Raw genomic sequence first — 15254 nt, forward strand, 5'->3', positions numbered from 1 at the left:
CGACGGAGGAGAGGCGAAGCCGGGACCGCCGCGTGGGTCCGGCGGTTCGGCGAGGCTCGACGGAGGAGAGGCGAAGCCGGGACCGCCGCATAGGTCCAGTAGGTTTCGCTGCTGGCGAACCTGACACCCGCCGGAACGTTTTTCGCGGGCTCAGACGTTGTCCCTTGCATCCGCAGTTGGGTCTTTCGGGGCCCGCCGTCGGGTGAGCGATCTGCCCGCGCACTGCAAGGCAGATCACAGCACAGTGCGCCGCCCACTAGAGTGGACGGCAGGCGCGCCGGCCGAGCCGAGGCCGATCGTGCCGATCGCGAGGGAGAGCAGGTAGCCACCGATGTTCGAGAGATTCACCGACCGTGCCCGCAGGGTCGTCGTCCTGGCCCAAGAAGAGGCCCGGATGCTCAACCACAACTACATCGGGACCGAGCACATCCTGCTGGGTCTCATCCACGAGGGCGAGGGCGTGGCCGCCAAGTCGCTGGAGTCGCTGGGCATCTCCTTGGAAGGGGTGCGCAGCCAGGTCGAAGAGATCATCGGCCAGGGCCAGCAGGCGCCGTCGGGGCACATCCCGTTCACGCCCCGCGCCAAGAAGGTGCTCGAGCTGAGCCTGCGTGAGGCGCTGCAACTCGGCCACAACTACATCGGGACCGAGCACATTCTGCTCGGCCTGATTCGTGAGGGCGAGGGTGTGGCAGCCCAGGTGCTGGTCAAGCTCGGCGCCGACCTGACCCGGGTCCGTCAGCAGGTGATCCAGCTGCTCAGCGGCTACCAGGGCAAGGAGACCGCGGAGGCCGGCACCGGCGGACGCGGCGGCGAGTCCGGCTCACCGTCGACCTCCCTGGTGCTCGACCAGTTCGGCCGCAACCTGACCGCCGCCGCCATGGAGGGCAAGCTCGACCCCGTGATCGGCCGCGAGAAGGAAATCGAGCGGGTCATGCAGGTGCTGTCTCGCCGCACCAAGAACAACCCGGTGCTCATCGGTGAGCCCGGCGTCGGCAAGACCGCCGTGGTGGAGGGCCTGGCGCAGGCCATTGTCGCCGGCGAAGTCCCCGAGACGCTCAAGGACAAGCAGCTCTACACCCTGGACCTGGGTTCACTGGTGGCCGGCAGCCGTTACCGCGGCGACTTCGAAGAGCGCCTGAAGAAGGTTCTCAAGGAGATCAACACCCGCGGCGACATCATCTTGTTCATCGACGAGCTGCACACCCTGGTGGGTGCCGGCGCGGCCGAGGGCGCCATCGACGCGGCCTCGATCCTCAAGCCGAAGCTGGCCCGCGGTGAACTGCAGACCATCGGTGCCACGACCCTCGACGAGTACCGCAAGTACATCGAGAAGGACGCGGCGCTGGAGCGCCGGTTCCAGCCGGTGCAGGTCGGCGAGCCGACCGTCGAGCACACCATCGAGATTCTCAAGGGCCTGCGGGACCGTTACGAGGCTCACCACCGCGTCTCGATCAGCGACTCTGCGATCGTGGCGGCGGCCACCCTGGCTGACCGTTACATCAACGACCGGTTCCTGCCGGACAAGGCGATCGACCTGATCGATGAGGCCGGTGCCCGGATGCGGATTCGCCGGATGACCGCGCCGCCGGACCTGCGCGAGTTCGACGAGAAGATCGCCGACGCGCGCCGCGAGAAGGAGTCTGCGATCGACGCGCAGGACTTCGAGAAGGCCGCCAGTCTGCGGGACCGGGAGAAGCAACTGGTCGCCCAGCGGGCAGAGCGTGAAAAGCAGTGGCGCTCGGGCGATCTGGACGTCGTGGCTGAGGTCGACGACGAGCAGATCGCGGAGGTTCTGGGCAACTGGACCGGCATTCCGGTGTTCAAGCTGACCGAGGCGGAGACCCCCCGCCTGCTGCGGATGGAAGATGAGCTGCACAAGCGGATCATCGGCCAGGAAGACGCGGTCAAGGCCGTCTCGAAGGCGATTCGGCGTACCCGCGCCGGCCTGAAGGACCCCAAGCGGCCCTCGGGCTCGTTCATCTTCGCCGGTCCGTCGGGTGTGGGTAAGACCGAGCTGTCCAAGGCGCTGGCGGAGTTCCTGTTCGGCGACGACGACGCGCTCATCCAGATCGACATGGGCGAGTTCCACGACCGCTTCACCGCGTCGCGGCTCTTCGGTGCCCCTCCGGGCTACGTCGGCTACGAAGAGGGCGGGCAGCTCACGGAGAAGGTGCGGCGCAAGCCGTTCTCGGTGGTGCTGTTCGACGAGATCGAGAAGGCCCACTCCGAGATCTACAACAGCCTGTTGCAGGTGCTTGAGGACGGCCGGCTCACCGACGGGCAGGGCCGCACGGTGGACTTCAAGAACTGTGTCCTGATCTTCACCTCCAACCTGGGCACCTCGGACATCTCCAAGGCCGTCGGACTCGGGTTCACCCAGGGCGGCGGCGAGAACAACTACGAGCGGATGAAGCTCAAGGTCAACGACGAGCTCAAGAAGCACTTCCGCCCGGAGTTCCTCAACCGCATCGACGACATCATCGTCTTCCACCAGCTCACCAGGGAAGAGATCATCCAGATGGTCGATCTGATGATCGGCCGGGTGGCCAAGCAGCTCAAGGCCAAGGACATGGATATCGCGCTGACCGACAAGGCCAAGTCCCTGCTGGCCAAGCGCGGCTTCGACCCGGTGCTGGGTGCGCGTCCGCTGCGGCGCACCATCCAGCGCGAGATCGAGGACCAGCTCTCGGAGAAGATCCTGTTCGAAGAGCTCGGCCCCGGCCAGCTGGTGACTGTCGACGTCGAGAACTGGGACGGCGAGGGTGCGCACGAGAACGCGGTGTTCACCTTCGCCGGTGGCCCGAAGCCGACGGCCGAGGCGACCGACCTGGCCAAGGCGGCTGCGGAGTAGTTTCGATCGCTGAATTCTGGCGACGTGACCCGGCGGGTCACGTCGCCAGATTCATTTTCGGCCCGTCGCCGCCCTAGCCGGGCAACAGCGCGAACGCCTGCTTGGCGACCTGCAGCATCCAGCTGCCGACGCTCTTGCCGTGATCGCGCGGCCAGTTGAGCTGAAAGCTCACCACCCAGGGCTGACCGCCCCGGTCCACGGCGTACCAGCTGAAAGTCAGGTCGCCGGGCAGGCCGCCGGCCTTGGCGCCGATGTAGGGCCACTCGGTGCGGGGCAGGTCGATGCCACGAACTGCCGACAGGATCTCGCGTACCGGTGCGGCCGCGCCGACCGCAGCGGCCTGCAACGCGACGTGCAGCCGGCAGATGTCCTCGGCGCTGCCGTACCACTCGGCGCCATAGGCCGACGCGGGGTCGTGCGCCCGGACCGGGTCGGGCTCATAGGGCCGCGAATCGGCCTGCTGCAACAACTTTGCCCGTTCCTGCGGTGAACCGTGCTGCCATTGCTCGCGCAGATCCGGCTTGCCCCAACCCACCGAGAACATTTCGTACATGGTGGGAAACGGCGTCATGCTGGCCGGGTCGTGGTGGCCGGCCGCGACCAGCGCCCGCTCGACCGCACGCGTGCCAACCCGGCCGATCAGCAGATCGGTTGCCATGTTGTCGCTGGTGGCGATCATTTTCTCGGCAGCCCTGCGTACCGAGACATGGGCGCCGTCGGGCAGTTCCTCCAGGCCTGACGAGCCCACCGCTTTGGCTCGGGCGGTAATGGTCAGCGGGTCATCCCAGGACAGTCTCCCGGCCTTCACCTCGTTGGCCACGGCCAGCAGCACGTACAGCTTGAAGATGGACGCCAGCGGCAGCGACGCGGCGGTGTTGGCCCCGGCCACTGGTTTGCAGGCGCCCCGGTCCACCCGTGCGGCCTGGTAGGAGTACCGGGCTCCGGTCTTGCTCAGCACCTCGTCGAGGTCGTGCCAGGAACCGATGTCCGGTGCCTCGGTGGTCGCTTTGAACAGGTCCACCATGCCGTTGTCATCGGTGCGGAGCCGGATGTCCTGACGCGCCCCGTAGGAGGTGATCAGGTGCAAGGTGGCGGCGCCGGCGCTGATGTCGACGCCGTCGAGGCGGAACGGGCGGTCCCACCACAGCGACTCCATGGACGTGACCACCTGCTCGACCTTGTCGGGTGCCGCCAGGGTCGCCACTCCGATCGGACCGATCGGCCAGTCGGAGTTCAGCATGTCCATGGTCTGCTTGGCGCGCAGACCCGGCGGTGTCTTGGTCGAAATCGTCCCCCCGCCGGCGCCGGGGTCGGCCGGTGAGGCCGGCGAAGGGACACAACCGGCGACAGCCCCGGCGACGGTGACCAGGGTCAGAGAGGTTGTCCAGGCCGCCAGTCGGCGCCGCACAGGGCTAGTCCGAAGCGGCGTTTCCGGCAACGTCGAGCACGACCTCGAACTCCAGCAGCGAGGCCCCGGTGGCCACCGGCTTGGCCCGCTCCCCGGCGTGGGCTTCGATGGCCGGTCCCTTGGCCCATGCCTGGAAAGCCTCGTCGGACTCCCAGTGTGTGACCACGAAGTAGCGGTCGTCGCCCTTGACCGGACGCAGCAGCTGGAAGCCAAGGAAACCGGGCTGGTTCTCCACCGCGTGTGCCCGGTGGGCGAATCGCTTCTCCAATTCGGGCCCGGCGTCGGCGGGCACCTCGATTGCGTTGATCTTCACCACTGACATGTGGCCTAGGCTACCGTGCCCCGGGTGAAGACCGCGTCGACCGAGTTGCTGACCTATCGCGGCGGGCACGGGACGCCGCTGGTGCTGGTTCATGGACTGATGGGCCGGGGCACCACCTGGGGGCGCCAGCTGCCGTGGCTGACCCGGCTGGGGGCGGTGTACACCTACGACGCGCCCTGGCACCGTGGCCGCGAGGTGGCCGACCCTCACCCGATCAGCACCGAACGCTTCGTCGCCGACCTGGCCTGCGCGGTGGAGCAGTTGCCGGGCCCGGTGCGCCTGGTCGGGCATTCGATGGGTGGGCTGCACTCGTGGTGTCTGGCCGCCCGTCGCCCTGAGCTGGTCTCCGAGCTGGTGGTCGAGGACATGGCACCGGACTTCCGGGGCCGCACCACCGGTGCGTGGGAACCCTGGGTGCATGCCCTGCCTCTCGAGTTCGACAGCGCCGAGCAGGTGATCGCCGAGTTCGGCGACATCGCCGGGCGCTACTTTCTGGAGGCCTTCGACCGCACCGAGACCGGCTGGCGGCTGCATGGTCGCCCCGAGTGGTGGCTGCAGATCGCCGCCGAATGGGGCACCCGCGATTACTGGGAGCAGTGGCAGCAGGTGCGTTGCGCGACGTTGTTGATCGAGGCCGGCAACTCGGTGACCCCGCCGGGGCAGATGCGCCAGATGCACAGTGTCGGCTTCGAGAGCACCTACCTGTGCGTTCCCGAGGCGGGACACCTGGTGCACGACGAGGCGCCGCAGACCTACCGCGAGGCCGTCGAGTCGTTTCTGTCCTGACCGGGCAGGGCGTAGCGCCCGTCGGCGAGCTGTTCGACCAGTCCGTCATCGAGCAGGGAGGCCAAGGCGCGCTCACGCTGAACCGGGTCCACCGGCCAGGCCAGGTCGAGGTCGCCGCGTGTCACGGCAACGGCGTTGTCCCGCAACACATCGAGCAACCGGCCGCGTACTTGTCGGTCGGTACCGGCGTAGCGCTGCGCCGGGCGCTTGGGTGCGGCGGGCGGGGGCGAACCGTCAAGTCGCCACCGACAGCTGTGTTGCAGCGGGCACTGGTCGCATCGCGGCGCTCGTGCGGTGCACACAATGGCACCCAACTCCATCAGGGCCGCGGAGAATCGGGCAGCGAGGTCGGCTTTCGGTAGTAGGGCCAGGAGGGCGCCGACGTCGGCATGATCACGCTTGGCCGACGGCGCGCCGGCGTCGGCGTTCCCGTGCACGGCGCGAGCCACTACGCGTCGCACATTGGTGTCGACCACCGGCACCGGTTTGCGGTAGGCGAAGCAGGCCACTGCCCGCGCGGTGTAGCTGCCGATCCCGGGCAACTGCTCGAGGGTGTCGACGTCATCGGGGACGGTGTCGGCGAAGTCCCGTGCGATCACTTCGGCGCACTCGTGGAGCCGCTTGGCACGGCGGGGGTAGCCGAGCTTGCCCCACGCCCGCAGCACATCGGCTTGGCTTGCCGCCGCAGTCGCCGACGGCGTCGGCCAGCGCGCCACCCAGTCCGGCCAGATCGGCAGCACCCGTGCCACCGGCGTCTGCTGCAGCATGAACTCACTGACGACGATCTGCCACGGGGTGACGTCACCCGCTCGCCAGGGAAGATCCCGCTCGGCAAACGTGAACCAGTTGAACAGATCGTTAAATTCGATCTTGATCGAGCGCGGCGTTCGATTCACAGGCAGAATATGCCCCATGCCCAACTCAAACCCGGTATCGGCGTGGAAAGCACTCAAGGAGGGTAACGAGCGATTCGTCGCCGGCGAGCCCATTCACCCCAGCCAGGACGTCGCGCGGCGCGCCGCGCTGGCCAACGGGCAGAAACCCACCGCAGCGGTGTTCGGCTGCGGCGACAGCCGGGTGGCCGCCGAACTGATCTTTGATCAGGGGCTGGGCGACATGTTCGTGGTCCGCACCGCCGGCCATGTCGTCGACTCGGCGGTGCTGGGCTCGCTCGAGTTCGCCGTGGACGTCCTCAACGTTCCGCTGATCGTGGTGCTCGGCCATGACAGCTGCGGCGCGGTCAAGGCCACGCTGGCAGCGCTGGACGGAGGCGCCGTTCCGGGTGGCTACCTGCGCGACATCGTGGAACGGGTGACGCCGTCGATCCTGCTGGGCCGCCGTGACGGGCTGCTCGCCGTCGACGAGTTCGAGACCCGGCACGTCAACGAGACCGTGGCGATGCTGGCCAGTCGATCCACGGTGATCGCCAACGGGATCGCTGCGGGCACGCTGGCGGTCGTCGGCGCCACCTATCACCTGGCCGACGGGCGGGTTTCGGCGCGTGACCACCTGGGCGACATCGGCGACTACGGCACGGAATAGTCGCCGAAGGTCACAACGCGGCTACGACACGCCGCGAAGGGTCGGACAACTCGCGCTGAGGTCGTCCTACCGTGAGAACGTGCTCGATTTGGAACCGCAGGGTCCGCTGCCTTCGCAGATCTACTGGCGACGACGTGGCCTCGCGCTGGGCATTGCGCTCATCGTGATCGCTGTGGTGTCGGCCGTCATCTTCGGCATAGTGCGCGGCAGCGCCGGCGCCGACAATGCCGACGGGAAGCAGACCGCCGCCGCGCAACACGCCAAGCCGCCGAACGCCTCCCCGGAAGAGGTCAAGACGCCCGTGGTGGCGCCCGACCAACAGGCGCCGCCACCCGCGCCGACCCCGACCGCGGCGGTGGTCCCGCCGCCGGTGCTCAAAGAGGGCGACGACTGCCCCGATTCGACGCTGGCGGTCAAGGGTCTGACCGCTCCGCAGTACACGGTGGGTGAACAACCGCAGTTCACCATGGTGGTCACCAACATCGGACTGGTTGCCTGCAAGCGCGACGTGGGCGCCGCGGTGCTGGCTGCCTACGTCTACACGCTGGACAATCAGCGGTTGTGGTCGAATTTGGACTGCGCGCCCTCGAACGAGACCCTGGTCAAGACGTTCGATCCCGGGGAGCAGGTCACCACCACGGTGACCTGGACCGGCATGGGTTCGGCGCCGCAGTGCCCGCTGCCACGACAACCGATCGGGCCGGGGACCTACAACCTGGTGGTCCAACTGGGCAATCTACGGTCGGCGACGGTGCCGTTCATGCTTACCGAACCGTCGCCGGACCTGCCTCCGCCGCCCCAGGACGGGCTCCCGCCGGGCCTGCCGCCACCGGGCAACTAGACCGACCGGCCCGCGCGTAACCGCGGCGGGGTCAGCCAGAACTCCGGTCCAGCAGCTGCGGGGGCGCGTAACCGGCTCGCCGGTCGGCGATTTCGGACAGGTGGTGCAGCGCGGTGACGATGTTGGCGGCGGCAACCGTGCGCAGGCCGCCAACCGTTGGCGGGGCGCCCGGTGGGGTCAGGGCGCTGGTGAATCCCAGCCGAGCCGCTTCGGCGAGCCGACGATCCATCCCGCTGACCGGGCGCAGGTCGCCGGCCAGGCCGACCTCGCCCACCACCACGGTGGTGGCCGGCAGCGGCAGATCCGCATAGGCCGAGGCCAGTGCGATGGCGACAGCCAGATCAGTAGACGGGTCGGTCAATCTCATACCGCCCACGGTGGACAGGTAGATGTCGCCGGCCGCGATGGGCAGGCCGGCGTGCTTGTCGAGCACTGCGGTGATCATGGCGGCGCGGGCGTGGTCGATGCCGCTGACCGCCCGGCGCGGCGAGCCGCCCGCCGGTTTGGCCAACAACGCCTGCACTTCGCCGATCAACGGTCGTTTGCCGTCCAGAGCGACGGTGATAGCGGTGCCCGGCACCGGCTCGCTGCGCTGCTCCAGGAACAGGCCGGAAGGGTCCGCGATGCCCTCGATGCCGTCGCCACGGAGCAGGAAGCAGCCCACCTCATCGGTGGCGCCGAACCGGTTCTTGACCGCGCGCACCATCCGCAGCACCGAGTTGCGGTCGCCCTCGAAATGCAGCACCACGTCGACGAGGTGCTCCAGTGACCGGGGCCCGGCGATGGCACCGTCCTTGGTCACGTGCCCGACCAGGATCAGTGCCACATCGGCACTCTTGGCTGCCGCTGTCAGGGCGGCCGTCACGGCCCGTACCTGGGTGACCCCGCCGGCTACGCCGTCGGTGTCGGCGGCCGCCACGGTCTGTACCGAATCCACCACCACCAGGGTCGGCCGCACCGCCTCGATGTGTCCCAAGATGGTCTGCAGGTCGGCTTCGGATGCCAGGTAGATCTCGTCGTGACTGCATCCGGTGCGCTCAGCGCGCAGCCGGATCTGGCCCGCGGATTCCTCCCCGGAGACGTAGAGCGCCCGCCGCCCGCCCAGCGCCCAGCGGTGAGCGACCTCGAGCAGCAGGGTGGACTTACCGACGCCGGGATCCCCGGCCAGCAGGGTGACCGAACCGGGAACCACCCCACCGCCCAGCACCCGGTCGAGTTCGGTGACTCCGGTGGGCGCCGGCCGAGAGCTGCCAGCCGCGATCGAGCTGATCGGAACCGCGGGCCGGGCCGGCGCGGCGGGCCGCAGGCCCCCCGCCGGTGCGGCCGCCTCGGCTACCGGGTCAATACCGCCCCAACTGCCGCACTCCGGGCAGCGGCCCAGCCACTTCGCGGTGGTGTTCCCGCATTCCGAACAGCGATAAAGCGAACGTGCCTTGGCCACGGGCAGACCGTATCGGCTAGGTCCGACAGGGCCGGCGTGCTACGGCGGTCAGTGATGCGACGTCAGCGGGCCGGCCGAGATCGGCACGTCCACGCTCACCGGTCCGGCGTTCTTGAAGTTGAAGGTGAAGTCGTAGGTCAAGCCGTTGCGGATCGGCTTGTCCAGCGTCACCGTCGCCGAGGCGGTGGTGGCGTCGGCCACGTCCGACAGCGCCTTGGCGGCGGGCGCCGCGGACAGGTCCGGTCCGGCCGGGGCGCTGACCACCAGGACTCCGCCGACCGGGACGGTCTTGCCGCCGGCCAGCGGCGACACCTTGCCGATGGAGGTCTTGATGTCGGTCAGCTCGTCGTCGGTTTCGGTCGACTGGTTGCTGACCACGAATACCAGGTCGACGGTCTGGCCGGGCTCGAGTGCCGCGCCGGTCTGCGTCGCCTGGATCCGCACGTCGCGCAGTGCCAGGGAGCCGACATCGGCTGAGGCGCCGTTGACCGCGGATGCCTGTTCAGCAGTCTGCGAGATCTGGCCGGTGCCGCAGCCGGCAATCGTCGCTGCCGCGACAAGCGCGATCGCAGCCCTGTTAAAGGCCCTGCTGAACGAGTTCACGTATGGTCTCCTGCCCGGCCGTTGCGACGTGTGACTATGCACTGTAGTAGCAACCCTCCCGTGACGATAGCTCAGGGTTGCAGGTGTGCCGCGACCCCCGCCGACCAGCCCTGATCAGGCTCTCATCAGGATCGGCCGAGCACGCTTCTCTGCGACTGTCAACCCCCCTTCTGGCCCGGCAGTGCCCCTGACCTGCACCGTTGTTCGTCGCGTGTCCTGACGGCGTGTTAGGATGGGGTAGCGAAAGGGGCTCAAATCAGATGATCTTTAAGGTCGGAGACACCGTCGTATATCCACACCACGGTGCAGCGTTGATCGAGGCGATTGAAACCCGGACCATCAAAGGCGAGCAAAAGGACTATCTGGTCCTCAAGGTGGCGCAGGGCGATCTCACCGTTCGAGTTCCCGCTGAGAATGCCGAATATGTCGGTGTGCGTGACGTTGTCGGCCAGGAGGGCCTGGACAAGGTCTTCCAGGTGTTGCGGGCCCCGCACACCGAGGAACCGACCAACTGGTCGCGTCGTTACAAGGCAAACCTGGAAAAGCTTGCTTCTGGAGACGTGCACAAGGTAGCCGAGGTCGTTCGCGACCTGTGGCGGCGGGATCAGGAGCGCGGCCTGTCTGCAGGCGAGAAGCGGATGCTGGCCAAGGCGCGGCAGATTCTGGTCGGTGAGCTGGCCTTGGCCGAGAACACCGATGACGCCAAGGCGGAGATCATCCTCGACGAGGTGCTGGCCGCGGCGTCCTGAGCGCGGCGTCCTGACCGCGACGTTTCGAGCTTTTCGAGAATCTCGGAGAATCGTTGCCAAGCACAGTAGCCGTGGTGCCGGCGGCTGGTGCAGGCGTCCGGCTGGGCGCCGGCGTACCGAAAGCATTCTTCCTGCTGGGCGGCCAGACGCTGATTGAGCGGGCCGTGGCGGGCCTGCGTGAGTCCGGAGTCGTCGACCAGGTGGTGGTCGCGGTTCCGCCGGACCGCACCGATGAGGCCAAGTTGATCCTGGGCGAAGCCGCCACCGTGGTGGCCGGCGGCGCCGACCGCGTGGAGTCCGTCCGGTTGGCGCTGGCCGGTGTCGCAGATTCGGACTACGTGCTGGTCCACGATGCCGCCCGGCCGTTGACCCCACCCGCGCTGGTACGGCGGGTGGTGGAGGCTTTGCACGCCGGCCACCGGGCGGTGGTCCCGGCTCTTGCGGTGGCCGACACCATCAAGGCGGTCGACGCCAACGGCATGGTGCTGGGCACCCCCGAGCGGGCCGGCCTGCGGGCCGTACAGACCCCGCAGGGCTTCGCCGCCGACCTGCTGCTGCGGGCCTATCGGCAGGCCGGCGCGGGCGCCCACTTCACCGACGACGCGTCCCTGGTCGAGCACGTCGGCGGCCAGGTCCAGACCGTCGAGGGGGACCCCCTGGCGTTCAAGATCACCACGGCCCTGGATGCGCTGCTGGCCCAGGCGGTCGTCAACCGGTGAGCGCGCTGCCGCGGGTCGGGGTGGGCACCGATGTCCACCCGATCGAGCCGGGCCGGCCCTGTTGGCTGCTGGGCCTGCTTTTTCCCGATGCCGACGGCTGTGCCGGACACTCAGACGGCGACGTAGCCGTACACGCCCTGTGTGACGCGCTGCTGTCGGCGGCAGGGTTGGGGGACCTCGGAGCGGTTTTCGGCGTCGACGAGCCCCGCTGGGCACACGTAACGGGTGCCGTGATGCTCGGGCACGTGCGCGAACTGCTCGACCAGAGCGGTTTTACGGTCGGCAACGCAGCGGTGCAGGTGATCGGTAACCGGCCCAAAGTGGGGCCGCGCCGTGCCGAAGCCCAGCAGTTGCTGTCGCAACTGCTGGGCGCACCGGTTTCGGTATCGGCCACCACCACCGACGGCCTGGGACTGACCGGCCGGGGTGAGGGGCTTGCCGCGGTGGCTACCGCGTTGGTTGTGCCTGCTTAAGCGGTCAGGCGGGACTAGCAGTTCCCGCCGAAGATGGTGCCGATGATGCAGAGGGCGATGCCGGTGCCGAGCTCCGCGCCGCCCGCGGCAGCACTGCCGGCGAACTCGGCGCTGGCCTCGGCGGCATCAGCCGCCAGCTCAGCGGCGATGTCGGTGCCGATACCAGCGCCGATCTCAGCGCCGCTTTCCAGCAATGCGGTGGAAGTACCGATCGCGGTTTCGCTCACCACGTCACCGGCTGCGCCCGCAACGTCGCCCAGCGCGACAGTGAGGATGTCCCCGGTTGCCCCGGTAATCAAGTCAGTGTCCAAGGTGGACAGGAAGTCAATGTCACCCAGGCCGAACGGCAGGTCGACGGCGGGCGCACTGAAGATCTCTGGGATCTCTGCGGCGGGCACGCTGAAGGCCTCGATGGCGGGTGAGAAGGCCTCGGCGGGCATGTTGAAAGCTTCGGCGGCGGGAGTGCTGAAAAGCGCGGTCGCGGCGGCCGCACCGGGAACGAGGCCCTCGGTGGCGGCGGCTGAACCGGGGCCGAAGAGTGCGTCGGTCGAGGCGGCCGCACCGGCGGTTTCGGCAAGCGCGTTTGCGCCGGTGCCCGCGCCCGACCGGGCGAGGCTGCTCAGCATCGGGGTCATGAGCGGCATGACCAGCGACGGCGCCATCATGGCCAGCATCGGCGCCATCATCGCCATCGACATACCGATCTGGCTGCCCATTGCGGCCTGGGTGGCACCTGCGGTCGTGGCCGAGGTGCCGACCAGGTCGGCCTGCTGCTCAGCCTGCTGCCGTTGCTGCTCGGCCTGCATGTCCTGCTGGGCTTCGGTCAGCGCCGCCTGGTCTGCCGCGGACGGCAAGGCCGCAGCATCGACGGGTGCAACCGGGGCCGGCGCGGGCGCCGCTTCGACCGGGGCCGCCACAAGCTCAGCCTGCTGGGGCTGGTTGTTGTTCGGCTCGTCGGCGTAGGCGGTCGCGCTACCGACAAATGCGACCGCAGCCAAGAAGGTTCCCGAGACTGCCACCAGACGTTTACTCACTGCCGCAATATATGCCACGTCACAATCCCTGTCCACCGATACGGCAGGTGGCGGCGGGTGTGGAGGCCGCAGCCGGACCGCCCGGTAAGCTGGCCCGTCGTGACCGAACGCCCCGGCCTGCGACTGCATGACACGGCAACCGGCGCCGTGCGTGAGTTCGTCCCGCTGCGGCCCGGTCAGGCGTCCATCTATCTGTGCGGCGCCACCGTTCAGGCCGCGCCGCACATCGGCCACGTCCGCAGCGGCGTGGCGTTCGACATCCTGCGCCGGTGGCTCACCGCCCGCGGCTACGACGTCGCCTTCGTGCGCAACGTGACCGACATCGACGACAAGATCCTGGCCAAGGCCGCCGCGGCCGGCCGGCCCTGGTGGGAGTGGGCCGCCACCCACGAACGCGAGTTCACCGCCGCCTACGACGCGCTGGGGGTGCTGCCGCCGTCGGTGGAACCGCGCGCCACCGGGCACATCACCCAGATGGTGGAGCTGATCGAGCGCCTGATCGACACCGGGCACGCCTACGCCGGCGACGGCGACGTGTATTTCGACGTGCTCAGCTACCCCGACTACGGGAAGCTGTCCGGTCACCGGATCGATGACGTGCATCAGGGCGAGGGCGTCGCCACCGGCAAACGCGATCCGCGCGACTTCACGCTGTGGAAGGGCGCCAAGCCCGGTGAGCCCAGCTGGCCCACGCCGTGGGGCCGCGGCCGGCCGGGCTGGCACCTGGAGTGCTCGGCGATGGCCCGGTCCTACCTCGGTGCTGAGTTCGACATCCACTGCGGCGGCATGGATCTGGTTTTCCCGCACCACGAGAACGAGATCGCGCAGAGCCGTGCTGCCGGAGACGGATTCGCCAACTACTGGCTGCACAACGGCTGGGTCACCCTCGGCGGCGAGAAGATGAGTAAGTCGCTGGGCAATGTGCTGTCGATGGCGGCGGTGCTGCAGCGGGTCCGGCCCGCCGAACTGCGCTACTACCTGGGCAGCGCCCACTACCGATCGATGCTCGAGTTCTCCGAGACCGCATTGCGCGACGCCGTCAATGCCTACGTCGGAATCGAGGAATTCCTGCACCGGGTGCGCAGCCGGGTCGGTGCGGTGACACCGGGCAGCTGGACTCCGCGGTTCGCCGCCGCACTCGACGACGACCTGTCGGTGCCGATCGCCCTGGCCGAGGTGCACCGGACCAGGGCTGAGGGCAACCGGGCGCTGGACACCGGCGACCACGAGGCTGCCCTGAGTGCCGCCGGCTCGATCCGGGCCATGATGGACGTGTTGGGTTGCGATCCGCTCAACGAACGCTGGGAATCGCGCGATCAGACCTCGGCGGCGCTGGCCGCGGTCGACGTATTGGTGCGCGCCGAATTGGAACGCAGGGAAACCGCTCGCGCGGAACGGGATTGGCAGCTGGCCGATGAAATCCGCGGTCGGCTCAAGGATGCCGGCATCGAGGTCACCGACACCGGCGACGGTCCGCAATGGTCTCTGCTGGTGGATGGAGTCGACTAAGTGGCCGGAAATTCCAAGCGCAAAGGTGCGGTGCGCAAGCCCGGCACCAAGAAGGGGCCGACGGTAGGCTCCGGCGGCCAGCGCCGCCGCGGGCTGGAGGGCCGCGGCGCCACCCCGCCGGCGCACAAGCGCGAGTACCACCCGGCGGCCAAAGCGGCCAAGCGCGCAGCCAAACAGCGCGCTTACCGGACCGCCAAGCGTGCCGACGAGAGCGAAACCGTGCTGGGCCGCAACCCGGTTCTGGAGTGCCTGCGCGCCGGAATACCGGCCACCGCGCTGTACGTGGCGCTGGGCGCGGAAGCCGATGAGCGGCTGACCGAATCGGTTACCCGCGCGGCCGACTCCGGGCTGCCGATCCTGGAGGTTCCCCGGTCGGACCTGGACAAGATGACCACCAACGGTCTGCACCAAGGCATCGCGCTGCAGGTTCCCCCGTATGCCTACGCCCACCCCGACGACCTGCTGGCCGCCGCGCGCCAAGACGCCGCGCCCGCACTGCTGGTCGCTTTGGACAACATCTCCGATCCGCGCAATCTCGGTGCCATCGTGCGCTCGGTTGCGGCGTTCGGCGGACACGGCGTGGTCATTCCGCAGCGCCGATCGGCATCGGTGACGGCGGTGGCCTGGCGCACCAGTGCCGGTGCGGCAGCGCGGATTCCGGTGGCGCGGGCGGCAAACCTCAACCAGACACTGAAGGCGTGGGCGGACCGCGGCCTGCAGGTCGTCGGGCTGGACGCCGGCGGCGAGACCATGGTCGACGACCTCGACGGCACCGGCCCGATGGTGCTGGTCGTCGGTTCCGAGGGCAAAGGCCTGTCCCGACTGGTCCGGCAGAACTGCGACGCCATCGTCTCGATTCCGATGGCCGGGCCCACCGAGTCGCTCAACGCCTCGGTGGCCGCCGGCGTGGTGTTGGCCGAAATCGCGCGTCAGCGGCGGTGATCGGCCGCGTCGTCCTGGCGGCGGTGTTGTTCAC

At 68.7% G+C, this 15254-nt stretch carries 15 protein-coding genes; 9 read left to right on the forward strand and 6 right to left on the reverse strand.

Annotated elements, in window-relative coordinates; genetic code table 11:
• The first annotated feature begins 331 nt into the window (after positions 1-331).
• Complete coding sequence (gene clpC1 / locus LI92_RS03840; protein ID WP_046316122.1) at positions 332-2851, forward strand: ATP-dependent protease ATP-binding subunit ClpC; 2520 nt, start codon at positions 332-334, stop codon at positions 2849-2851.
• A 73-nt stretch (positions 2852-2924) separates the two neighbouring features.
• On the opposite strand, the gene LI92_RS03845 is transcribed toward clpC1, so the two are convergent.
• Both LI92_RS03845 and mhuD read right to left on the reverse strand, forming a co-directional pair.
• Positions 2925-4247 (reverse strand): serine hydrolase, encoded by a 1323-nt coding sequence (locus tag LI92_RS03845; protein WP_502691392.1) that lies wholly within the window; start codon positions 4245-4247, stop codon positions 2925-2927.
• A gap of 16 nt (positions 4248-4263) precedes the next feature.
• On the reverse strand, positions 4264-4581 hold the full coding sequence (gene mhuD / locus LI92_RS03850) for a mycobilin-forming heme oxygenase MhuD (protein WP_046316128.1): 318 nt from the start codon (positions 4579-4581) through the stop codon (positions 4264-4266).
• 99 nt (positions 4582-4680) lie between these two features.
• Between mhuD and LI92_RS03855 the strand changes: the two genes are divergently transcribed.
• Positions 4681-5367 (forward strand): alpha/beta fold hydrolase, encoded by a 687-nt coding sequence (locus LI92_RS03855; RefSeq protein WP_502691393.1) that lies wholly within the window; start codon positions 4681-4683, stop codon positions 5365-5367.
• On the opposite strand, the gene LI92_RS03860 is transcribed toward LI92_RS03855, so the two are convergent.
• On the reverse strand, positions 5334-6281 hold the full coding sequence (locus LI92_RS03860; protein WP_046316132.1) for an A/G-specific adenine glycosylase: 948 nt from the start codon (positions 6279-6281) through the stop codon (positions 5334-5336). The two genes, LI92_RS03855 and LI92_RS03860, sit on opposite strands and share 34 nt — an antisense overlap.
• Between LI92_RS03860 and LI92_RS03865 the strand changes: the two genes are divergently transcribed.
• Together LI92_RS03865 and LI92_RS03870 are read left to right on the forward strand one after the other, a co-directional pair.
• Positions 6280-6909: a carbonic anhydrase gene (locus LI92_RS03865; RefSeq protein ID WP_046316134.1), complete on the forward strand. Its 630-nt coding sequence runs from the start codon at positions 6280-6282 to the stop codon at positions 6907-6909. The genes LI92_RS03860 and LI92_RS03865 overlap by 2 nt on opposite strands.
• 79 nt (positions 6910-6988) lie before the next feature.
• Entirely contained in the window at positions 6989-7750 is a 762-nt protein-coding gene (locus LI92_RS03870) for a hypothetical protein (protein WP_046316136.1), read from the forward strand.
• A 31-nt stretch (positions 7751-7781) separates the two neighbouring features.
• On the opposite strand, the gene radA is transcribed toward LI92_RS03870, so the two are convergent.
• A complete protein-coding gene (gene radA / locus LI92_RS03875; RefSeq protein ID WP_046316138.1) occupies positions 7782-9191 on the reverse strand; it encodes a DNA repair protein RadA in 1410 nt (469 codons plus the stop codon).
• A 48-nt stretch (positions 9192-9239) separates the two neighbouring features.
• Complete coding sequence (locus tag LI92_RS03880; RefSeq protein WP_046316141.1) at positions 9240-9794, reverse strand: copper chaperone PCu(A)C domain-containing protein; 555 nt, start codon at positions 9792-9794, stop codon at positions 9240-9242.
• Positions 9795-10054: 260 nt separating this feature from the next.
• Between LI92_RS03880 and carD the strand changes: the two genes are divergently transcribed.
• From carD to ispF, 3 genes are read left to right on the forward strand one after another with little or no spacing between them, the layout of a single operon-like run.
• Positions 10055-10543: an RNA polymerase-binding transcription factor CarD gene (gene carD / locus LI92_RS03885; protein ID WP_046316144.1), complete on the forward strand. Its 489-nt coding sequence runs from the start codon at positions 10055-10057 to the stop codon at positions 10541-10543.
• Between the two features lie 53 nt (positions 10544-10596).
• Positions 10597-11262: a 2-C-methyl-D-erythritol 4-phosphate cytidylyltransferase gene (ispD, locus tag LI92_RS03890; protein ID WP_046316146.1), complete on the forward strand. Its 666-nt coding sequence runs from the start codon at positions 10597-10599 to the stop codon at positions 11260-11262.
• Entirely contained in the window at positions 11259-11735 is a 477-nt protein-coding gene (gene ispF, locus LI92_RS03895) for a 2-C-methyl-D-erythritol 2,4-cyclodiphosphate synthase (RefSeq protein ID WP_046316149.1), read from the forward strand. The genes ispD and ispF overlap by 4 nt, the downstream gene beginning before the upstream one ends.
• Positions 11736-11749: 14 nt before the next feature.
• On the opposite strand, the gene LI92_RS03900 is transcribed toward ispF, so the two are convergent.
• Positions 11750-12769, reverse strand: a complete 1020-nt coding sequence (locus tag LI92_RS03900; protein ID WP_046316151.1) for a hypothetical protein — start codon at positions 12767-12769, stop codon at positions 11750-11752.
• Between the two features lie 99 nt (positions 12770-12868).
• Between LI92_RS03900 and cysS the strand changes: the two genes are divergently transcribed.
• A complete protein-coding gene (cysS, locus tag LI92_RS03905) occupies positions 12869-14278 on the forward strand; it encodes a cysteine--tRNA ligase (protein ID WP_046316153.1) in 1410 nt (469 codons plus the stop codon).
• Positions 14279-15220 (forward strand): 23S rRNA (guanosine(2251)-2'-O)-methyltransferase RlmB, encoded by a 942-nt coding sequence (gene rlmB, locus LI92_RS03910; RefSeq protein ID WP_046316155.1) that lies wholly within the window; start codon positions 14279-14281, stop codon positions 15218-15220.
• Positions 15221-15254 lie beyond the last annotated feature (34 nt).

It is taken from the genome of Mycobacterium sp. UM_Kg1, assembly GCF_000972925.1.
GTDB classification, from domain to species: domain Bacteria; phylum Actinomycetota; class Actinomycetes; order Mycobacteriales; family Mycobacteriaceae; genus Mycobacterium; species Mycobacterium hiberniae.